This is a genomic window from Agrobacterium sp. 22-221-1, from assembly GCF_053522445.1.
Window position 1 is genome coordinate 1 of sequence record NZ_JBNWCL010000025.1, and the last position, 21,480, is coordinate 21,480.

The following is a 21,480-nucleotide window of genomic DNA, read 5'->3' on the forward strand; positions in this document are numbered from 1 at the left end:
GCATTCGCACAGTAGATCCACGGTTGCTTGTCCCGAGCATCTGCGACGTATCTTTTAAACGAGGCTTGGTTGGATCCTCGGGACAAGCCCGAGGATGACGTCAGAGAGTGAGACCACGCTTAGGGATCGCCGCCGCCATCAAGCAGCGCCCAACTCAGGCCGCATGTTTCCCGATCAGCCCCGGAATATCCACCGGCTCCATCTCGTCCGATGCCTGTTCGGCGGCAACGTCGCTCGTCTGCATCCAGGTAATCAGCTCGAAGCTGCCATCGGCGTTTTCGGCAATCGCCGTGCAGCTTTCCACCCAGTCGCCGGTGTTGATGTAGCGGATGCCGTCCATGTCTTCCATGACAGCATGGTGAATGTGTCCACAGATGACGCCATCGACATTGTTGCGGCGCGCCTCTTCGGCCACCACGCGCTGGAATTCGCCGATGAAGTTGACCGCGTGCTTGACCTGAAGCTTGGCCCAGGCCGAAAAAGACCAGTAAGGCAGGCCGATGCGGCGGCGCACGGCGGCGATGGCGATGTTGAGCGCAATCGCCGCGTCATAGGCCCAGTCGCCGAGATAGGCGAGCAGGCGGGCATTGCGCACCACCACGTCGAACTCGTCGCCATGGATGATGAGGTACTTCTTGCCGTCGGCGGCCTCATGGATCATGCGCTCGGCCACTTCGATGCCGCCGAAATGCATGCCGGGAAACTCCCGCAGGAATTCATCGTGATTGCCGGGAATGTAGACGATGCGCGTTCCCTTGCGGGCCTTGCGCAGAAGCTTCTGCACCACGTCGTTGCAGCCCTGCGGCCAGTACCAGCTGCGACGCAGGCGCCAGCCGTCGACGATGTCGCCGACGAGAATGATCGTCTCGGCCTCGTGATATTTCAGGAAGTCGAGCAGATAATCCGTCTTGGCCGCCTTGGAGCCAAGATGAACATCCGAAATGAAAAGCGTTCTGAACTGTCTGGTTTCGATTTGACCGGCCACGGATTTCATCCCCCTGTTCGGTTGCGTCCCTGCGGCTTTCTTACCTCTCAGAACCAGACTCGTGTTTCAGCAACATGACAGACGCCGGTTTTTATAGGGAATATGACGAAAGCCTTCACGAAAACGCGAATAAGCCATGGCCGCATTTGCATAAGGTGCGGTCAAATAACGGCTGTACCACGGGGAAGTTTGTTGTATTCAGGGGTCCGGAATTGAACCAGACATGACGGTGGAAAATGACCTCTCACGATAAGAACAACACGCCCGCCAACACGGCAAAGGCCGACATCGAGGAACAGGCGCTCTTTTTCCACCGCTATCCGCGTCCCGGCAAGCTGGAAATCCAGGCCACCAAGCCGCTCGGCAACCAGCGCGATCTGGCGCTGGCCTATTCGCCGGGTGTTGCCGCCCCCTGCCTCGCCATCCATGAAAATCCGGAAACGGCGGCGGAATATACAGCCCGCGCCAACCTCGTCGCCGTCATCTCCAACGGCACGGCGGTGCTCGGCCTCGGCAATATCGGCCCGCTCGCTTCCAAACCCGTGATGGAAGGCAAGGCCGTCCTCTTCAAGAAATTCGCCGGCATCGACGTTTTCGATATCGAAATCGATGCGCCCGGCATCAACGACATGGTCTCCACCATCGCAGCGCTGGAGCCCACCTTCGGCGGCATCAACCTTGAGGACATCAAGGCGCCGGAATGTTTCGAGGTGGAACGCCAGCTGCGCGAAAAGATGAATATCCCGGTCTTCCACGATGACCAGCACGGCACCGCGATCATCGTCGCCGCCGCCGTCACCAATGCGCTGGAACTCGCCGGAAAATCGCTCTCGAGCGTCAAGATCGTCGCCTCGGGCGCCGGCGCGGCAGCCCTTGCCTGCCTCAACCTCCTCGTCGCCATGGGCGCGAAGAAAGAAAACATCTGGGTCCACGACATCGAAGGCCTCGTTTATGACGGCCGCAACACGCTGATGGACGAGTGGAAGGAAGTTTACGCCCAGAAGACCGACAAGCGCGTTCTGGCCGAAACCATCGACGGCGCGGATGTCTTCCTCGGTCTTTCCGCCGCCGGCGTGCTGAAGCCGGAACTGCTGGAGCGCATGGCGGAAAACCCGCTGATCCTCGCGCTTGCCAACCCCAATCCGGAAATCATGCCGGAGGCTGCACGTGCGGCCCGCCCGGACGCGATGATCTGCACGGGCCGTTCGGATTTCCCGAACCAGGTCAACAACGTGCTCTGCTTCCCCTATATCTTCCGCGGCGCGCTGGATTGCGGCGCGACGACGATCAACGAGGAAATGAAGATGGCCGCCGTGCAGGCCATCGCCGAGTTGGCACGCGAGGAAGTCTCCGAAGTCGCGGCAAAAGCCTATAGCGGCGAAACCCCGGTCTTCGGCCCGAACTACCTCATCCCCTCGCCCTTCGATCCGCGCCTCATCCTGCGCATTGCGCCAGCCGTTGCCCGCGCTGCCGCCGCAAGCGGCGTCGCCGCCCGGCCGATCACCGATTTCGAAGCCTATCTCGATCAGCTGAACCGTTTCGTCTGGCGCTCGGGCTTCATCATGAAGCCAGTCTTCAATGCCGCGAAAGCCGCCGAAAAGAAGCGCATCATCTTTGCCGAAGGCGAAGACGAGCGCGTGCTGCGCGCCGCCCAGGTGCTTCTGGAAGAAGGCACCGGCATCCCGATCCTCATCGGCCGTCCACAGATCATCGAAACGCGCCTGAAGCGCTTCGGCCTGCGCATCCGCCCGCATGCGGATTTCGCCGTGGTCAACCCGGAAGACGATCCGCGCTACCGCGACTATGTCGATGACTATTTCGCCCTTGTCGGCCGCGTCGGCATCAACCCGGAAGCAGCACGCACCATCGTGCGCACCAACACGACCGTCATCGGCGCGCTGTCGGTGAAGCGCGGCGAAGCGGATGCGCTGATCTGCGGCCTCGAAGGCCGTTACGACCGCCACCTGCGCGACGTCAACCAGATCATCGGCAAGCAGGAAGGCGTGCGTTCCTTCGCCGGCCTCAGCCTGCTCATCACCCAGCAGGGCGCGCTGTTCCTCACCGACACTTTCGTGAACTATGACCCGACCTCCGAGGAAGTGGCGGAAATGGCCATTCTCGCGGCCAAGGAAATCCGCCGCTTCGGCATCACGCCAAAGATCGCCCTCGCCAGCCATTCCAATTTCGGTTCGCGCGATTCCGAAAGCGCCCGCAAGATGCGCCGCGCCCTGAAGATCGTGCAGGAAGCCGCACCGGAACTGGAAGTGGATGGCGAAATGCAGGGCGGTTCGGCCCTTTCGGAAGCGCTGCGCAAGCGCGCCATGCCGAACAGCGTGCTGACCGGCGAAGCGAACCTGCTGGTCTTCCCGAACCTCGATGCCGCCAACATCACCCTCGGCGTCACCCGCACGCTGACGGAGGGCCTGCATGTCGGCCCGATCCTGCTCGGCACGGCCCTGCCCGCCCATATCCTGTCGCCCAGCGTCACCTCGCGCGGCGTCGTCAACATGGCGGCCTTTGCCGTGGTGCAGGCATCGCATCCTTCGGTGTGATAGAGGCCGCATTAACGCAATTTTGAACTGGCTGTTGCCGCCTTGCGGCAACAGCTTATGTTATCTTCCCGAAACACGGATGTCGTGAAGTATAACGCCCCTGCCACCGGCCGGGGACATCGAACGGATCGAACAATTGACCCGCCGCAGCCGCATCATCGGCCTCCTGCTTCCCCTTGTTTTCATCGCCCCGGCCGCCGCTTTTGCGGATCAGGTCTGCGATACGCTTTATGCGCAATTGCGCGAACCGCCCCGCGTCATCGGCAATACGGCCGAGGTGCGCCGTTATGCCAATGCGCTCGCCCGCCAGAACATCGTCATCCGCAAGATCAGGAACGACCTGCGCGGCTATGGCTGCTCATCCGGCAGCGTCATCGTCTATGGCAATCCCAATGCCGGTATCTGCGCCGAAATCGGCGATGCGTTGGCGGAAGCGGAAAGCGAGCGCAACGCCATCATCCGTGACCGCGACGACGCCATGGCGGCCGCGCGTAGCGACGACGGCGACATCAGGCGTCAGCGCATTCTCGCCGCCCTCGATGCGAATGGCTGCAACACCGTGCCGCAAACGGAAACGCAATTGCCACCGCCTCCGGATGTGACGCGTTATCCCGACGCGTTTCGGCAGAATGGCGACGATCCGGGACAGGCGGGGCTTTCGCCCTACCCCAACGCCGCCGCCGAGGGCGGGCTTCGCACCCTCTGCGTGCGCACCTGCGACGGCTCGTTTTTCCCCATCGCCTCCAATGCTTCGCCGCTCGATTTCCGCGCCCAGGCGGAGCAGTGCGAAAAGATGTGTCCGGGGACCGAGACGGAGCTTTATTTCCACTCCATGACGGATCAGGAAACCGCCGATATGGTGTCTGCAGAAACAGGCAAACCCTACAGGGACCTGCCAACCGCCTTCGCTTACAGAAACGCCACGGCAAAAGCGCCAAGCTGCGCCTGCAACATGGCCGCCTATCACAAGGAAATGCAAAAGCAGGAAGAGGCCGCCCGGCCGCAGCCCGAAAAACCCTATTCCGGCATCACCACCATTCCATCACCGCAAGCTGACAAGGCTGAGAAACCCGCCGAACAGCAACAGGCCGCCAAGCCGCCGGAACAGCCCGTTCCCGAACGCGACTATGACCCGAACGACAGCCGCGTCCGCGTCATAGGCCCGAAGTTCTTACCCGACCAGACGGGCCGGATCGACCTGAAGAACCCGGCATTGAAGGGTATACAGCCGCAGCAGTGACATACATCGCGGAGCGAGCGCGCTCCCCTTGCTTCTTCTCCCCGAGGGGGAGAAGTCCGCGGCAGCGGGATGAGGGGGCGGCGTCAGCGATATTCGGAGAGCTTGCCCCCTCATCCGACCCTTCGGGCCACCTTCTCCCCGGCGGGGAGAAGAAACACGCGGCAACGTCCCGCCTTATTCACAGGCCTCCGCTTCTACACCCCGCCCCAGCGGTTACGAAACACCAGTTCCTCCAGCGGCACGCGCTGCCGCCAGCCCTTCACCGCCAGTTCCGGCTCGTTATAGAGCGCATCGACACGGCCGAGGCAAAGCCAGGCGACGATTTCGATATGGTCGGGAATATCGAGAATGGTGCGAATGTCGCTATCGTGGAAAATGCTGACCCAGCCGACGCCGATGCCTTCGGCGCGCGCCGCGAGCCAGAGATTCTGGATGGCGCAGACGGTGGAATAAACATCCGTGCGCGGATTATGGGTGCGGCCCAGCACCACCTTGCCGCCGCGCGTCGGATCGCAGGTGACGCAGATGCTGAGCGGCGCCTTGCGGATGCCTTCAAGCTTGAGACTGCGATAAAGCGCCTGCTGCTCGCCCGTAAACATCGCCGCCGCCTCCTCATTGGCGCGGCTGAAGGCCACGAAGGCCGCCTGACGGATCGCGCCATCGGTGACGAGGGTGAAATTCCACGGCTGCATGAAACCGACCGAGGGCGCGGAATGGGCCGCCTTCAAAAGACGCTCCACCAGATCGTCCGGCAGCGGGTCCGGCAGGAACTGGTCGCGCACGTCGCGACGGGTCTCGATGGCACGATAAATCGCCTCGCGTTCCTCACAGGAAAACGGGCGGGCGGGCGAGAGCGCATGATCGAACGAACTGGCGCAGGGCGGATTGCTTACGGACGAATCGGCTGGCATCGTTTATCCCCAACAATGCGAAGGCCGGGCGCAAATGCGCACCCCGCCTCGACAACAACCTGCCGCCGTCCGCGCGGTTCGGTCTATCCCGTCAGGCCGGTCTTCTGACTAGGCTTCATCCGCCCTTTTCGCCTTCCCGAATTGCTCCAGTGGCTTTAAAAAAGAACGTCCGCCTCACAGCGCTGGGCACGTTCCGGTCTTTCACCGGATTCCCGATTCTCCCGCCGCAACGGCGGGCACCTGACAGGCAAGCTATGGGCAAAAAAGTTTGCGAATGCAAGCTTCTTTGCGGGCGATGCGGCGATGTGACCATGGCACCCCTCACCTCCGTCATTCCGGCCTTGAGCCGGAATCCAGCCAGCCCAAGTCCTTGGGCTGAGAGGAGTCTTTTCGCCGCGCAGACGCGCGTCGACTGGTTTCCGGCTCAAGGCCGGAATGACGGGTCCTCCTTTTACCGCATCATTCCACCGGGAAATACCTGACATAAGCGAACTCATCCCCATCCGGTGACCAGTTGGGCGAGTTCATCGTGCCCTGCCCGCCGAAAAGTTCGAACAGCGTCTCGGCATTGCCGCCATCCATATCCATCAGCCGCACCCGCACATCGAGATCGCGCGGATGATCGAAGACATCGCCGTCATAGGAAACGAACACCACCTTGTCTCCCTTGGGAGACGGGTGCGGAAACCAGTCGCCATAGAGGCTGTCGGTGATGCGCTCGACGGCGGAGCCATCCACCCGCACGCGCCAGATCTGCATCCGCCCGGTGCGGCTGGAATTGAAATAGATCCACTCACCGTCAGGCGAATAATCCGGCCCGTCATTGCGGCCTTCGCCATGGGTCAGCCGCGTCTCGGCACCGCTTGTTATATCCATCGAATAGATGTCGAAGACCTGATCGCGAATGCCGCAATAGGCAAAACCTTTCCCATCCGGCGACCAGCCATGCCAGTAAGAGGGAAGATTTTTCGTCATCAGCCGTGGCGCGCCGCCCGTCGAGGCCATGAGATAAATGGCGCTCTTGCCGAATTCCACCTTGTCGGAAATGGCGTAGCGCGAACCATCCGGCGAAATGCCGTGATCGTTGTTGCAGAGCGTCGCAAAGCCGGTATCGACCTTTTCCGGCGACGCATCACCGGCAAGGGACAGGCGGTAAAGCAGCCCTTCGCTGTTCAGCAGCAGATATTTTCCATCCGGCGACCAGTTCGGTGCTTCGAAAAGATCGGGCGTCTGCCACACCACCCGCATCTGCCGGGTGCGGATGTTGAAGATTTCGATGGAGCTGCGCATTCTGCCTCCCGGGCGTGTCCGTGTCTCGTTCAAAGCGCCCGGTGCAGACATTCCGTTTGCATCCGCCATCGCCATGATTATGATCCTAGGGCGGCAGGCACCGTCCTGCAAATTCAAACCGGAAAAAACGCCAGCGCTCCGGCACCGTCCGCGACCCTTGCCGTTTCTCCTAAAACCGAGGTTCCGCGATGAATACCATCGCCGATCACGGCATCCGCTTCGGCCGGATCGCCGCAATGCTTCCTGTCAAAAACATCGAAAAGGCCCATGATTTTTATGTCGGTGTTCTAGGCTTTGAAAAGACCTCCGAAAACGGCACCCCCGTCGGCTTCATGATCCTCAAACAGGGCAATGCCGAGCTGCACCTGACATTGCAGCCCACCCACAAGGCGGCACCCTTCAATGTGGCGCATATGATGGTGAGCGATGTCGATGCGCTGCATGCGCTCTGCAAGAGCCAGGGCTTGCGCATCATCAAGGGCCTGCAGGACAAGGATTACGGCCTGCGCGCCTTTGTGTTTGAAGACCCGGATGGCAACCGCATCGATGTGGGGCAGGTTATTTGAGATGAGCGAACGGCGCGGGGTTTTCTCCGCGCCGCTTGCTTAAACACGAAGGCTTTTTGTGGAACGAGCGCATGCCCCTTGTTTCTTCTCCCCGCCCGGGAGAAGTCCGCGGCAGCGGGATGAGGGGGCAAGGGCAGTGAGTTACGGCAGCGTTGCCCCCTCATCCGACCCTTCGGGCCACCTTCTCCCGGGCGGGGAGAAGAAACGCACGGCAACGCCGGGCAAAACATCTCCCTACCCGCGCTACCTGTTTAATCACCGATCCCGGAACCGGTTGGTGATCGGATAACGCCGGTCACGCCCAAAATTCTTCTTGGTGATCTTCACGCCCGGCGCCGATTGCCGGCGCTTGTATTCGGCGAGATAAAGCAGATGCTCCACCCGGTGCACCGTCGCCACATCATGGCCGCGCGCCAGAATTTCCTCGACCGACATTTCCTTCTCGACGAGGCATTCCAGAATATCGTCCAGCACCGGATAGGGCGGCAGCGAATCCTGGTCGGTCTGGTTGGGGCGCAATTCGGCCGAGGGCGCCTTGGAAATGATATTGGCGGGGATCACCTCGCCGGAAGGGCCGAGCGCGCCCGGCGGCACATTACCGTTGCGCCAGCTGGAAATGGCATAGACCTGCATCTTGTAGAGGTCCTTGATGGGGTTGAAACCACCATTCATGTCGCCATAAAGCGTGGCATAACCCACCGACATTTCCGACTTGTTGCCCGTCGTCACCACCATGGAGCCGAACTTGTTCGAGACGGCCATCAAAATGGTGCCGCGCGTGCGGCTCTGCAGGTTTTCCTCGGTAATGCCCTCTTCCGTGCCCTCGAAGAGATCGGAAAGCGCCGAGAGGAATCCTTCCACCGGCTCTGAAATCGGCACGATATCGTAACGGCAGCCCAGCGCCTTGGCGCAATCGGCCGCGTCCTTCAGCGATTCTTCCGATGTATAACGGTAAGGCAGCATGATGCAGCGCACCCGCTCCTCGCCCAGCGCATCGACGGCAAGGGCGGCACAGATGGCCGAATCGATGCCGCCGGAAAGGCCGAGAACCACGCTCTTGAAACCGTTCTTGTTGACGTAATCGCGGAAGCCCAGCATGCAGGCTCGATAGTCCGCCTCCTCGCCTTCGGGAATCTTCGAGAAAGGTCCGCTGTCGCAATGCCAGCCGTCTGCCGTGCGTTTCCAGTCGGTGACGGCAAGTGTGGCCTCGAACTGGCTCATCTGGAAAGCGAGCGTCGTATCGGCATTAAAGCCGAAGCTTGCGCCGTCGAACACCAGCTCGTCCTGCCCACCCAACTGGTTGGCGAAGACGAGCGGCAGGCCGCTTTCGATAACCTGCCGCAGCGCCACCTGATGGCGCACATCCAGCTTGCCGCGATAATAGGGCGAACCGTTCGGCACCAGCAGGATTTCCGCCCCGCTTTCGGCGAGCGTCTCGCAGACACCCATATCGTTCCAGATTTCCTCGCAGATCGGAATGCCGATCCTGACCCCACGGAAATTATAGGGACCGGAAATTGAGCCCTCCGAGAAAACACGCTTTTCGTCGAACTCGCCGTAATTCGGCAGGTCGATCTTGTCGCGCAGCGCGATGATCTTGCCGCCATCCAGAAGCGCCACGGAATTGTGCCGTCCCGTCTCACCCTGTCGCGGAAAACCGATGACGATGCCCGGCCCGCCATCGGCGGTTTCCGCCGCCAGCTCTTCCACGGCCTTCAAGCATGCTTTCAGGAAAGCCGGTTTCAGCACCAGATCTTCCGGCGGATAGCCGGATATGAACAGCTCGGTCAAAAGCAGAAGATCGGCACCCTGCGTCGCCGCATCGGCCCTTGCCTCGCGCGCCCTGGCGAGATTGCCCGCCACGTCGCCAACGGTGGGATTGAACTGCCCGACGGCAATCCGGAGATGGTTCTGGATATCGTGTCTGTCGCTCATGGCTTTTCAATACCGCGCCCGTGCCCGCTCCGCAACGCGGCAATTGCATGGCGGCGTCCGTTACGCTTCGGCCGCGCGCGTTCACGCTAAGGTTATCGCCGCGCCGGCCAGACTCTTCAAAGTTCATGTCGCGTTCATCGCGCTTATGTGACAGTTACATGACACTTTTGCGACACCCGATTCACCTCCCCGGATCGGCCGTGCCGCCTGCAATACCGGAGTATGGGTTTGAGAGATTCGGCGCCAAAAACAACGGCTTCCGAAAAGGCTGGTTTCGTCTTTTCGCCTGCATGGACAAGGAGCCTTTCCAAGCTTTCGGGCATCGCCTATCCGCTTGCCAATCTGACGGTCGCGTCCGTCGTGCTGGTCGTGGCGCTGGAGTGGATCGCCCGCGGTTCGCTGAACGATGTCGGCGCTTTCCTCACCTCCTCCGCCCGCCCCGGCATGACCACCATTGCCGCCGTGCTTGCCCTTCTCGTGGCGCTGGATGCACTTCTTGGCAGGCGTTACCTGTCGCTGATCGCGCTTGCGCCGCTCTGCGCGCTGACGGGGCTGATTTCGGCACAGAAACAGACCTATCTTTCCGATCCGCTTTACCCCTCCGACCTGCTGTTCGGCCGCCAGATTCTCGAGCTTCTGCCGACAATGCTGAAGGCCCAGCCGATGACGGCAGCACTCGTCGCCCTCGGCATCTGCGCCACGATTGCCGCTCTCGCAGCGCTGTGGCTGCTGGCGCGCCGCCATTCACCGGGCTTGAGCTGGCGCGAACGCGCCGCCGGTCTCGCGCTGGCGCTGCCGCTTCTTGCCGGCCTTGCCTCGCTTATGGACTATTCGCATTATTCCTGGGTGCGCGATCGCCTCAACATCATTCCGATGATGTGGGATCAGCAGGAAAATTACCGCCATAACGGCTTCCTGATGGCCTTCGCCTTCAATATTCCGATGGCCAATGTCTCGGCGCCGCAGGGTTACGGCGAAAACACCATTGCCGACCTGACCTCCGAGCCCGCCGCCTTCGCCGCCAACAAGGGCGATTACCCCGATGTCATCATGCTGATGAGCGAATCGCTGTGGGATCCGACGCGGCTGGAAAATGTGAAGCTCTCCGCCGATCCCATGCCGACGATCCGCGCCAAACAGTCCGGCAATATCTTTTCCCCGGAATTCGGCGGCATGACGGCGAATGTGGAATTCGAGGCGCTGACCGGCTTTTCCAACGCCTTCCTGCCCTATGGCAGCATTCCCTATCAGCAATATATCCGCCGCCCGGTGCCCTCGCTCGCCAGCTTCTTCCGTGGCGAAGGTTATTCCGCCATCGCCATGCACCCGTTCCAGGAATGGTTCTGGAACCGCAAGCAGGTCTACAAAAACTTCGGCTTCGAGGAATTCCGCTCCGAAGAGACGCTGCCAGCCATGGAAAAACGCGGCAACTTCGCCTCCGACGACGCGCTGATGGACGAGATCATGGCGACGGCCGAGCAGGCCCGCAACCCGCTCTTCCTCTTCGCCGTCACCCTGCAAGGACACGGTCCCTACGAGGCGGGCCGTTATGCCGCCGATACAGTCAGCGTGGAAGGCGATCTTTCTCCTTCGGCATCGCAGGCGCTCGCGACCTATTCGCAAGGGGTGGTGGAGGCCGACGAGGCCCTTCTGAAACTGATGCGCTGGGCAAAGAAGCGCGACCGTGAAACCATCGTCGTCCTCTTCGGCGATCACCTGCCACCGCTCGGCCAGGCCTTCGTGGAAAGCGGCTACATGCCGGGCATGGTGGCCAGCCGCCGCGCGCCGCTGGAGGTGATGAAGAAGGAACACGAAACGCCGCTCGTCGTCTGGTCCTCAAAGAAGGGCGTACGCAAGAATATCGGCACCATCAGCCCGGCGCTTTTGCCCTATCACGTGCTGAAGACGGCGGGCTTCTCCGATCCCTTCTATACCGGCACGCTGGGCGAGGTTCACCAGGCCTTTTCCGTCATCGACCGGCATATGCTGGTGACGACCGACGGCAAGGCCCTGCCCGACTGGTCGATCGCGCCCAATGCCGTTCCCGACGTGGTGCGCGATTACCGCCTGCTGCAATTCGACATGATGTTCGGTCAGCAATATGGCCGCGAGCGCTTCTTCCCCGGTTTCAACTGGCTGCACGAGGGCGCGCCATCGGTCTGATGTTTTTCGGCGGGGACGCCTGAACCGCATGGCGGTGGAAATCGTTTGAATTCCACCGCCATGCGGGTTTATCTCGGGATAACATCCGCATCGCCCCATCAGAACCGGAGACACACCGTGTCAGATATCTCCGACTATATCGTTTCGCATTTCAAGCGTTCCTCTCGCGAAATCGGCGAAGTGGAGCGGCGCATTCTGGAACTGTCGCACCAGAAGAAGCTGGTTTCGAGCGACACCAATGCGGAGTTTTCCGCTGGCGCCAGTTTCGGCGACAGACTGGCCGACAATATCGCCAAAGTCGGCGGCTCCTGGGGTTTCATCCTCGGTTTCTGCTTTTTCCTGATCTTCTGGGCTGTCATCAACACCATCATCCTGACGACCGGCGCCTTCGATCCCTACCCCTTCATCTTCCTCAACCTGCTGCTTTCCATGCTGGCGGCCATTCAGGCGCCGATCATCATGATGTCGCAGAACCGCCAGGCCGCCCGCGACCGTTTCGAGGCCGCCAAGGACTATGAGGTGAACCTGAAGGCCGAGCTTGAGGTTCTTTCCCTGCATGAAAAGATCGATGTGAAGGTGCTGGCCGAACTGGCCGTGCTCCGTCAGGACCTTGCGGCACTTCACCGCCATGTCACCCGCAAGGAAGACTGACGCCGGAAAAATTCGTCCCCGCTTTTCCCCACCCCGCGACGCGCTGTTAGATTAAACGCAGTCCCGCCGGGTGGACGCCAGACGTGGCGGAAACCGAGGGACGGTCCTGGTGGTGGAACGCTGGCAACGTTCGTGGAAAGGACCATTTCGCAAAAGGCGGTGCACCGCCGCTTGCGAAATACGGCATGGCGAAAGACCCGGCTGCGCAACGCATCCGACCCACACCAACCTCAACCGAAGCGCAGCCGGGCAATCGCCCGACGCAAGCTGAGTATCCCCGACCGGCAACGCCGGGCGGGATGAAGCTGTTGGGTTTTGGGCGTTTTCAGGAAAAGTCGACCGAAGTGCGCGGGGCTTACCCCCCTCTGCCCTGCCGGGCATCTCCCCCTCAAGGGGGGAGATCGATCTGCGGCGATGTCTCGTCCATCTTGAAGCTTGAGAATGAAGCGACAAGAGGGCCTCTTGCCGATCTCCCCCCTTGAGGGGGAGATGCCCGGCAGGGCAGAGGGGGGTAAGCCCCACGCTCCTTCGCCCCTGCATGAATCGCACAACCTCCTGAAACCTCACCCCCAGTTACGAATCCGTCAGATTCTTACGCTACAGATTGACGCAGGCGTTTGTTGCATTGCACTCTTGCGGGCAAGGCTGAAGGGGAATCACTCCCCATCGTCAAAATGGCATCACGACCATTTCGCGGCAACGCCATGCCGGATGCGACATCCGGTCATCGCAATAATTCTGTTCCGGGGTTTTTCATGCACCAGTTCGATCTGATTGTTGTCGGCAGCGGTCCGGCGGGAAGACGGGCCGCCATTCAGGCCGCCAAGCTCGAAAAGAGGGTTCTGGTCATCGAGAAGGGCAGCCGCGTCGGCGGCGTTTCCGTGCACACCGGCACCATTCCATCGAAGACCCTGCGCGAGACGGCGCTCAACCTCACCGGCTGGCGCGAGCGTGGTTTTTACGGCCGCGCCTATCGCGTCAAGCAGGAGATCGATGCGGAAGACCTGCGCCGCCGCCTGCTCATCACGCTGGATCACGAAGTGGAAGTGCTGGAACACCAGTTCGCCCGCAACCGCGTGCAGCACATTCGCGGCACGGCGAGCTTCATCGACGCCAACACCATGAAGGTGGTGAAGAGCGACGGCGAGATCATGACCGTGACGGGTACCTCCATCCTGCTGACCATCGGCACCCGCCCCTACCGGCCGCCGCATATTCCCTTCGATGGCCAGGCCGTGCTCGATTCGGACGAGATTCTCGAGATCAAGGAACTGCCGCGCTCCATGGTCGTCGTCGGCGCCGGCGTCATCGGCATCGAATATGCCACCATCTTCAGCGCGCTCGATACGCAGGTGACGGTGGTGGAGCCGCGCGAAACCATGCTGGAATTCATCGACAAGGAAATCGTCGAGGACTTCACCTATCAGCTACGCGACCGCAACATGAAACTGATCTTCGGCCAGAAGGCGGAAAAGGTGGAGCGCGACGAAAGCGGCAAATGCCTCGTCTCGCTCGGCAATGGCCGCGTGCTGAAGGCCGAGACGGTGCTGTTTGCCGCCGGCCGCGTCGGCGCCACCGATACGCTCAATCTTTCGGCCTGCGGGCTGGAGGCCGACAGCCGCGGCCGCCTGAAAGTCGATCCCGAGACCTTCCAGACCTCGGTGCCGAACATCTATGCCGCCGGCGACATCATCGGTTTCCCGAGCCTTGCCTCCACCTCCATGGAACAGGGCCGCATCGCCGCCCGCCACGCCGTCGGCGCACCGGCCGGCGAACCGCCGCAATTCTTCCCCTACGGCATCTATGCCGTACCGGAAATCTCCACCTGCGGCCTGACGGAAGAAGAAGTCATCGAACGCGGCATTCCCTATGAATGCGGCATCGCCCATTTCCGCGAAACCTCACGCGGCCACATCATGGGTCTCGACAGCGGCCTCTTGAAGATGATCTTCTCGCTCAAAACCCGCCGCCTGCTCGGCGTCCACATCGTCGGCGAAGGCGCGACCGAACTGGTGCATATCGGCCAGGCGGTACTGAATCTCAAAGGCACGGTGGAATATTTCGTGGAGAATACGTTCAACTATCCGACCCTTGCCGAAGCCTACAAGATTGCCGGGCTTGATGCGTGGAACCGCATGGGTGAGATCAAGAAGGATTGAGAGAGTATTCAGCGGGACGGCACAACGCCATACGGGCGCTTGTGGTAAGGTCGTAGCCTCCTCTCCTCGTCACCCCGGACTTGATCCGGGGTCCAGCCAGCCCAAGTCCTTGGGCTGAAAAGACTCGCCTCACGGCGCAGACGCGCCGTGGCTGGATGCTGGATCAGGTCCGGCATGACGGAAGAGAGACATTCACCTGCATCTTTCCTCTTGTCCAGAGACGATCCCGGCCCAAGCAGCCCGCCGCACTCACCACCGAATACTATACCGCGCACTCACCCCCGGCCGGAAATGATCCGCATAGCCCTGATCCAGCGTTCCCCGCACCGTCAGATTGTCGCCGATCTTCTGCTCCACCGCCACGCCGCTGCTGAACTCGTTGAAGCTGTTGCGGCTCGCCCCCGTCAGCACGAAAGCCGTGCCGGTCTCCGAGCGGGACAGACGCAGCGACTGCGACACATCGAGGCCATTCCATTGCTGCGCCGTGCCGTCGTAACGTACGGTGAAATTGCGGTTCGCCTCGATATCCAGTTCCGGTGTGACGATGCGCTTCTGCTGCGAGGTCACGGAAACGCTGCTCGATCCTGTCAGCGCGTTGAAGATGACGCCGACATCACGGGCCAGCGAAACGCCGGGCAACTGTTCGGCCAGCAGCGTGACATTGCCCCATACCCGCACCGGCGTATCCACCACCTGCCCTGTCTTCGAGGCATTCATGCCCATTTCAAGCCCGGCACGGATCGGCGTATCGACCGGCAGTTTCGCGCCGATGCGCGCCGTGTAGGAGCGGTCGGAATTCTTGACCGGCTTCCAGATCAGCCCGGCCTCATCCGCATGGGCGGCAGCTCCCGTGAGGGCATAAAGGGCGATGAAGAGGGCGGAACCCGTACGGAGTGACATACTTGTCCCCTGGCAAATTAAGGGCGCACCAGGAGAACCCGGCAGGCACGGTAAAAGCTTAAGGCCAATGGTTTGGCAGCGATAAGGCCGCGTAAGAGCGGCACATAATGCCCGAACGACCGCATGCAGCGGCCGGGGCAAATCATGCTGCGCAGGGTGCCAGATGAACGGGAGATGAACAAGAGCAGATGCAGCAAAAAATCATGCTGCACTGCATTGTGATCGAAACGAAGGTACGCAAGCCCGCGCGCTGCAAGTTTCCTCAGGCTGAGTCAACGCAGCGGACCAGAATATCATCGACCACCATGTCCAAGGACCTTGATGAATCAATGACCGTTGCATCTGCGGGAAGGTCTTCTTTCGTCGCATGGAGTTGCAGGACAAATTCACGTTCGGCCGGTTTTCCGCCGAACTCGTCCTCGGGCCTCTCCGTCAACCGTCTTCGCAGGGTCGCAACGTCGACATCGAGAACGAAAACCTGATCGAAGAGCTCTATAAAACGCTGAAAGTTCCTTGAGCCGCCGCAGAAGAACGTATTTGCGTGACGCCGATCTGTGACAAGCGCCTGAACTTTTTCGACATCCCAAATATGACGCCGGTGACGGTAGACCATATCCCCATCGCCCTGAAACAGGGAGAGATCGACCGGTTCGCCGGTTTCAGGGTCGCCCTTGTAGGCAAGTTCGCGGTCGCCGTGGATGACATGATAGCCACGCCGCTGGAGTTCCGTTGCCACGGAAGTTTTACCGGTGCCGGAAACACCCTCGATCAAATAGTTTCTGACGCCCATGGCACGGCCCTCCAACATTCATCAGCCTCGCGACGATGTGTCTACACCTTCCGGTTCTGCCGCCACGATCTCTAATTATAGCGATCCAGAATAACGCAACGATGTCAAAAGTCCGAAACCGGGTGGGCAATACCGCCCAGAAACCGGACGCCCAAACCAAAAAGGCCGCAGCTTTCGCCACGGCCCTTGTTCAATCAGCTTGCACTGAAGAAGATTATTCGGCGTCGCCTTCAGTGGCCTTCTTCTTGGCCGGAGCCTTCTTCTTCGGAGCGGCTTCTTCGCCTTCAGCGGCGTCGTCAGCCTTGGCAGCAGCCTTTTTCTTGGCCGGGGCCTTCTTCTTGGTTTCCGTTGCTTCTTCGCCGTCGTCAGCCAGAAGCTCTTCCTTGGAAACGGTCTTGTCCGTTACCGAGATTTCGGAAAGCAGCTTGTCGATGACCTTTTCTTCGAAGATCGGAGCGCGCAGCGAAGCGGAAGCGCCGGGGGTGTTGCGGAAGAAATCGAGGATTTCCTTCTGCTGGCCCGGGAACTGCTGCAGCTGCTGGAACAGCGCGCGCTGCATTTCTTCTTCGGTCACTTCTACGCCGGCCTTTTCGCCGATTTCGGAGAGAACGAGGCCGAGACGGACGCGGCGTTCAGCCAGCTTGCGATATTCTTCGCGGGCTTCTTCTTCGGTCGTGTCTTCGTCAGCGAAGGTCTTGCCCGACTGTGCGAGATCGGTGTTGATCTGGCGCCAGATATTGTCGAACTCGGCGTCGACGAGGCCAGCCGGCGTGTCGAACTTGTACATCTCGTCCAGCTGGTCGAGGATCTGACGCTTGACCTTCTGGCGGGTGATGTTGCCGTACTGGCTTTCGATCTGACCCTTGACGATTTCCTTCAGCTTTTCAGCCGATTCGAGACCGAGCTTGGTGGCCAGTTCGTCGTTGATTTCAACAGCAGCGGCGGCAGCGACTTCCTTGACGGTGATGTCGAAGTTGGCGTCCTTGCCAGCGAGGTTCGCAGCCGGGTAATCGGCCGGGAAGGTCACGGTGATGGTCTTTTCATCGCCAGCCTTGACGCCAACCAGCTGGTCTTCGAAGCCGGGAATGAAGCGGCCCGAACCGAGAACCAGTTCGGCATCTTCGGCAGCGCCGCCGTCGAAGGCAACGCCGTCAACCTTGCCGAGATAGTTCATGGTGACGCGGTCGCCATCGGCGGCCTTGCCCTTCTTGGTCTCGTAGGTGCGGGCGCTTTCGGCGATCTTGAGGATCTGCTCGTTGATTTCGTCTTCGGAGACTTCAACGACTTCGCGGGTAACCTTGATGCCGTCATTGGCCTTCAGTTCGATGGCCGGAATGATTTCGTAGGCAACGGTGAATTCGAAATCGGATTCGGCCGACAGGATCTTTTCGGCTTCCTGCTCGTCTTCGGTCATGGAGATGGCCGGCTGCGTCGCAGACTTTTCGCCGCGGCTGGAGAGGATTTCGGTCGGCTTTTCACGAACCAGCTCGTTGACGAGGTCAGCCATGATGGACTTGCCGTACATCTTCTTCAGGTGGCCCATCGGCACCTTGCCGGGACGGAAACCGTTGATGCGAACCTTGTCCTTGGCGTCAACCAGGCGCTCGTCCAGACGGGCCTTCATGTCGGCGGCCGGAATAACGACCTTGAGTTCGCGCTTCAGCCCTTCAGCGAGCGTTTCGATAACCTGCATTTTCCTAACCTTCACATCATGGCGGCGGTGCTCAGACAGCCGTTGGTTTACTTTCGAGCACTGCGCCGGAAACATCGTTCCCCGGCCGTGGCTTCCCTTATTTCTTTACACAAGCGCCTGCCGGACACCATTTAGCCTGCACCGGAGAAAAGACCAAAGGGGAGAAATGAACCCCGAAGCTCCCCGCATCTTATAAAGATGCACTCTGGCGCAAGCGTGGCGCAGCCATGCCTTGCTTGTGGTGCGGGTAGAGAGACTCGAACTCCCACGCCGAAGCGTTGGTACCTAAAACCAATGCGTCTACCAATTCCGCCATACCCGCACGTTGGGCGGCGGTATGTCACAATGTTCAGAAAGGGTCAAGCACGCCTTATCGCCGCCTTTCGTTTCCTCCGGACTTTTCTCATCCCCCGCGCCGGTGGCAGGAGCCGGCCACCCTCTCCGCTTATTCGCCACCCGCGCCGGGGAACAGGACGCAACAGCCGGACAGAGGCGATTTGGCGCGGAAAACGGCGCCGCACCGCATCCGCCTCTCATCGCCTTCCCGCACCACCTCGCCCGGCGCATCGCATGCAGGCAGGCGGAGAAACAGGCAATATTTATGCGGCTACATTGACATTATATATAGCGCGCCCCGCAGCCCAGTTACCGGATTGCCGGCCGCTGCTCCAGACCAGCAATTGAGGGGCCTCCGCACCCCGCCCCGCCCCTTATCCGGTCATCCCTCACGCCTTCGCACAGCCGAACCCCAGACGATCACCAAAAGCACACAAATTGGTCACAAATTATGCATGAATCGCCGCAATCGGCCTGTTTTACCGGCTTGCATTGCAATACGTGCATAGGTGACATCTTGCTTTGTCTGTTTTTGTTTTGATTAAACCGATTATATTCATGGTCATACAGAGATCGAGTTCAGCCCCGGACCAAAGCCTCCCAAGACTGGCCGCAGAGACTGAACAGCACGAAGAGGAAGATGAAAATGAACATTGCACGCTCGCTCACCAACTGGCGCAAGTATCGTCAGACCGTAACCGAACTCGGCCGCATGACCGACCGCGAACTGAGTGACCTCGGCATTGGCCGTCAGGACATCCGCCGCGTCGCCAAGACCGCCGTCGGCTTCTGATTATACGCCCCACCGCTTCTTGCGGCGGATGCGAGACGACCCACCCAAAAAGGCCTGAGGCTCCCGCCTCCGGCCTTTTTTCGTTTTGGGCGGTTCCCCGGGTCGAAGCGGCACTGCGACAGCCGCCAGCAGCGTCGGCAGATGAAAAATGCATCGATGGCCGACCATTTGCGCAGCGCCCGGATAGCGTCCGAGCCCCTCCCGACACCCCTTTTTCACGCCGCAAAACCCCTTTAGCGCCGCGAAAGGCTGCCAAACCCGTCAAAACCGCCTGAAACACAGGCATTTCCGCTCATATTTTGCTCAGATGATATTCAAAGCCGCAAATTTAGCCGACATACTGCACAAATGCATGGCAGTAGCCTAAATTCTGCACTGCACAACATGGCTCAATGTCTATATATAAACCTCAACAGCCGAGAGCACAGAGAAACGCTGAGCCGGCAGACGAAATCAACAGAGATAGATTGAGGAAACGACCATGAACCCCATCCGCATCGCAAAGAACTGGATCTCCTACCGCCGCACGATCAACGAACTTGGCAGCCTTTCCAACCAGGCTCTGAGCGACATCGGCCTGACCCGTTACGACATCCGTAACGTAGCAGCCCGTTCGTTCCGCTAAGGCGTAAACGATCGTCCCGCTGCCCGACCTCCAGGGCGCGACGATTGAGCGACAGGTAAAAAAAGCGGCGCCTCTGGCGCCGTTTTTGATTCTGGGGTTTGGCTGGAGGAACCGGCCTTTGGAAAGGCGCCCGGCATCGCGGCATATTTCTTCTCCCCGCCGGGGAGAAGGTGGCCCGAAGGGTCGGATGAGGGGGCAACGCCAGCGATTGACCGCACGCTCGCCCCCTCATCCCGCTGCCGCGACCTTCTCCCCGGCGGGGAGAAGAAACAAGCGGCACCCGCCCGCTCCACATCCCCTCCCTCACATCCCCCACCCTCAAAAACATTTGGCTGCCCCGGCCATGCATGCTAGTGCATCCGCAAACAATGCCGCGTCCTTCGGGACCCGCGCGGAACAATCACTCGAAAGACAGCGCCGGACGGGAGCCCTTGCCCGCGGCCGCCCATGGACGCCAGCATGCAAGACAAGACCAACTCTCCCATTCACGTCGTGGGCGGCGGACTGGCCGGTTCGGAAGCCGCGTGGCAGATCGCGCAAAGCGGTGTGCCCGTCATCCTGCATGAAATGCGCGGCGTGCGCGGCACGGATGCGCATAAGGGCGATACGCTGGCGGAACTGGTCTGTTCCAACTCCTTCCGCTCCGACGATGCGACCGCCAATGCGGTTGGCGTCATCCACGCCGAAATGCGGCTTGCCGGTTCTCTCATCATGGCCTGCGCCGACAGGCACCAGGTGCCGGCCGGCGGCGCGCTCGCCGTTGACCGTGACGGGTTCTCCGAGGCTGTGACGAAAGAACTGGAAAGTCACCCTCTGGTGACAATTATCCGCGAAGAGGTGAACGGCTTGCCGCCGAAGGAATGGGGCAACTCGATCATCGCCACCGGCCCGCTCACCTCGCCGGATCTCGCAGCCGCCATTCAGGCAGAGACGGGTGAGGATGCGCTCGCCTTCTTCGACGCCATCGCCCCCATCGTCCACCGCGACAGCATCAATATGGATATCTGCTGGTACCAGTCGCGTTACGACAAGGTCGGCCCCGGCGGCACCGGCAAGGATTACATCAACTGCCCCCTGAACGAAGAGCAGTATAACGCCTTCATCGACGCGCTGATTGCCGGTGACACGGTCGGTTTCAAGGAATGGGAAGGCACGCCCTATTTCGACGGCTGCCTGCCTATCGAGATCATGGCCGAGCGCGGCCGCGAAACGCTGCGCCATGGCCCGATGAAGCCGATGGGACTGACCAACGCCCATAACCCCACCGTCAAGGCCTATGCCGTCGTGCAGCTACGACAGGACAATGCGCTCGGCACGCTCTACAACATGGTCGGTTTCCAGACCAAGCTGAAATACGGTGTGCAGGCGGATGTATTCCGCATGATACCCGGCCTCGAAAATGCGGAATTCGCGCGCCTCGGCGGCCTGCACCGCAATACCTATATCGATTCCCCGATCCTGCTCGACCGCTCGCTGAAACTGAAATCGCGGCCGGACCTGCGTTTCGCCGGCCAGATCACCGGCTGCGAAGGTTATGTGGAAAGCGCCTCCGTCGGCCTCCTCGCCGGCCGCTTCGCCGCTGCCGAACAGAAGGGCGAAGCCCCGAGCCTGCCGCCGGCCACCACCGCGCTCGGCTCGCTCCTCAACCACATCACCGGCGGCCACCTCTCTTCCGATGATGAGCCGGGCAAACGCTCCTTCCAGCCGATGAACATCAATTTCGGCCTCTTCCCGGAACTGGCGCCGGGTTCCATCGTCAAGCCGGAAGGCGTGAAGCGTTTTCGCGGCAAGGACAAGACGATCATGAAACGCCAGCTCATTGCAGCGCGGGCGTTGCGGGATTGTGCGGCGTGGCTTGGTGAAACGCATGCCGAGACAGAAGCGCCTTGAG

16 protein-coding genes, 1 tRNA gene and 1 riboswitch are annotated in these 21,480 nt (G+C 60.6%); of the genes, 9 read left to right on the forward strand and 8 right to left on the reverse strand.

Features of this window, described 5'->3' with window-relative positions; genetic code table 11:
- Window positions 1-154: 154 nt before the first annotated feature.
- Complete coding sequence (locus ACQZ5N_RS24345) at window positions 155-994, reverse strand: UDP-2,3-diacylglucosamine diphosphatase (RefSeq protein WP_448734366.1); 840 nt, start codon at window positions 992-994, stop codon at window positions 155-157.
- Window positions 995-1,221: 227 nt separating this feature from the next.
- Here ACQZ5N_RS24345 and ACQZ5N_RS24350 point away from each other — a divergent pair, with 227 nt between their 5' ends.
- Both ACQZ5N_RS24350 and ACQZ5N_RS24355 read left to right on the forward strand, forming a co-directional pair.
- On the forward strand, window positions 1,222-3,537 hold the full coding sequence (locus ACQZ5N_RS24350) for an NADP-dependent malic enzyme (RefSeq protein WP_448734367.1): 2,316 nt from the start codon (window positions 1,222-1,224) through the stop codon (window positions 3,535-3,537).
- Between the two features lie 136 nt (window positions 3,538-3,673).
- Complete coding sequence (locus ACQZ5N_RS24355) at window positions 3,674-4,777, forward strand: DUF2865 domain-containing protein (RefSeq protein WP_448734368.1); 1,104 nt, start codon at window positions 3,674-3,676, stop codon at window positions 4,775-4,777.
- A gap of 194 nt (window positions 4,778-4,971) precedes the next feature.
- Here ACQZ5N_RS24355 and bluB read toward each other — a convergent pair whose 3' ends face one another.
- Window positions 4,972-5,688 carry a 5,6-dimethylbenzimidazole synthase gene (gene bluB / locus ACQZ5N_RS24360; protein WP_448734369.1) on the reverse strand — a complete coding sequence of 239 codons (717 nt, stop codon included), beginning with the start codon at window positions 5,686-5,688 and terminating at the stop codon, window positions 4,972-4,974.
- A 77-nt stretch (window positions 5,689-5,765) separates the two neighbouring features.
- A riboswitch (cobalamin riboswitch) is annotated at window positions 5,766-5,947 on the reverse strand.
- Window positions 5,948-6,147: 200 nt separating this feature from the next.
- Window positions 6,148-6,978: a TolB family protein gene (locus ACQZ5N_RS24365; RefSeq protein WP_448734370.1), complete on the reverse strand. Its 831-nt coding sequence runs from the start codon at window positions 6,976-6,978 to the stop codon at window positions 6,148-6,150.
- 188 nt (window positions 6,979-7,166) lie between these two features.
- On the opposite strand from ACQZ5N_RS24365, the gene ACQZ5N_RS24370 reads away from it, so the two are divergent.
- The gene (locus ACQZ5N_RS24370) at window positions 7,167-7,544 is read left to right on the forward strand and encodes a glyoxalase superfamily protein (RefSeq protein ID WP_448734371.1); all 378 of its coding nucleotides are present in this window, start codon (window positions 7,167-7,169) and stop codon (window positions 7,542-7,544) included.
- 255 nt (window positions 7,545-7,799) lie between these two features.
- On the opposite strand, the gene ACQZ5N_RS24375 is transcribed toward ACQZ5N_RS24370, so the two are convergent.
- Window positions 7,800-9,479, reverse strand: coding sequence for an NAD+ synthase (locus ACQZ5N_RS24375; protein WP_448734372.1), 1,680 nt, complete (start codon window positions 9,477-9,479; stop codon window positions 7,800-7,802).
- Window positions 9,480-9,701: 222 nt separating this feature from the next.
- Between ACQZ5N_RS24375 and ACQZ5N_RS24380 the strand changes: the two genes are divergently transcribed.
- The 3 genes from ACQZ5N_RS24380 (at window position 9,702) to sthA (ending at window position 14,452) form a co-directional block, all read left to right on the forward strand.
- Window positions 9,702-11,642 carry an LTA synthase family protein gene (locus tag ACQZ5N_RS24380; RefSeq protein ID WP_448734373.1) on the forward strand — a complete coding sequence of 647 codons (1,941 nt, stop codon included), beginning with the start codon at window positions 9,702-9,704 and terminating at the stop codon, window positions 11,640-11,642.
- A gap of 117 nt (window positions 11,643-11,759) precedes the next feature.
- Entirely contained in the window at window positions 11,760-12,293 is a 534-nt protein-coding gene (locus tag ACQZ5N_RS24385) for a DUF1003 domain-containing protein (RefSeq protein ID WP_448734374.1), read from the forward strand.
- Window positions 12,294-13,048: 755 nt separating this feature from the next.
- Window positions 13,049-14,452 carry a Si-specific NAD(P)(+) transhydrogenase gene (gene sthA, locus ACQZ5N_RS24390; RefSeq protein ID WP_035261139.1) on the forward strand — a complete coding sequence of 468 codons (1,404 nt, stop codon included), beginning with the start codon at window positions 13,049-13,051 and terminating at the stop codon, window positions 14,450-14,452.
- A gap of 249 nt (window positions 14,453-14,701) precedes the next feature.
- Here sthA and ACQZ5N_RS24395 read toward each other — a convergent pair whose 3' ends face one another.
- The 4 genes from ACQZ5N_RS24395 to ACQZ5N_RS24410 form a co-directional block, all read right to left on the reverse strand.
- Window positions 14,702-15,352 (reverse strand): hypothetical protein, encoded by a 651-nt coding sequence (locus tag ACQZ5N_RS24395; protein ID WP_448734375.1) that lies wholly within the window; start codon window positions 15,350-15,352, stop codon window positions 14,702-14,704.
- A 262-nt stretch (window positions 15,353-15,614) separates the two neighbouring features.
- Window positions 15,615-16,142 carry an AAA family ATPase gene (locus tag ACQZ5N_RS24400; protein WP_448734376.1) on the reverse strand — a complete coding sequence of 176 codons (528 nt, stop codon included), beginning with the start codon at window positions 16,140-16,142 and terminating at the stop codon, window positions 15,615-15,617.
- A 214-nt stretch (window positions 16,143-16,356) separates the two neighbouring features.
- The gene (gene tig, locus ACQZ5N_RS24405) at window positions 16,357-17,835 is read right to left on the reverse strand and encodes a trigger factor (protein ID WP_448734377.1); all 1,479 of its coding nucleotides are present in this window, start codon (window positions 17,833-17,835) and stop codon (window positions 16,357-16,359) included.
- Between the two features lie 239 nt (window positions 17,836-18,074).
- A tRNA-Leu gene (locus ACQZ5N_RS24410) sits at window positions 18,075-18,157 on the reverse strand.
- A gap of 660 nt (window positions 18,158-18,817) precedes the next feature.
- Here ACQZ5N_RS24410 and ACQZ5N_RS24415 point away from each other — a divergent pair.
- The 3 genes from ACQZ5N_RS24415 (at window position 18,818) to trmFO (ending at window position 21,479) form a co-directional block, all read left to right on the forward strand.
- Window positions 18,818-18,964 (forward strand): DUF1127 domain-containing protein, encoded by a 147-nt coding sequence (locus tag ACQZ5N_RS24415; protein WP_004433052.1) that lies wholly within the window; start codon window positions 18,818-18,820, stop codon window positions 18,962-18,964.
- Window positions 18,965-19,445: 481 nt separating this feature from the next.
- Entirely contained in the window at window positions 19,446-19,589 is a 144-nt protein-coding gene (locus tag ACQZ5N_RS24420; RefSeq protein WP_003495735.1) for a DUF1127 domain-containing protein, read from the forward strand.
- A 447-nt stretch (window positions 19,590-20,036) separates the two neighbouring features.
- Window positions 20,037-21,479, forward strand: a complete 1,443-nt coding sequence (trmFO, locus tag ACQZ5N_RS24425; protein WP_448734378.1) for a methylenetetrahydrofolate--tRNA-(uracil(54)-C(5))-methyltransferase (FADH(2)-oxidizing) TrmFO — start codon at window positions 20,037-20,039, stop codon at window positions 21,477-21,479.
- The last annotated feature ends 1 nt before the right edge of the window (window position 21,480 follow it).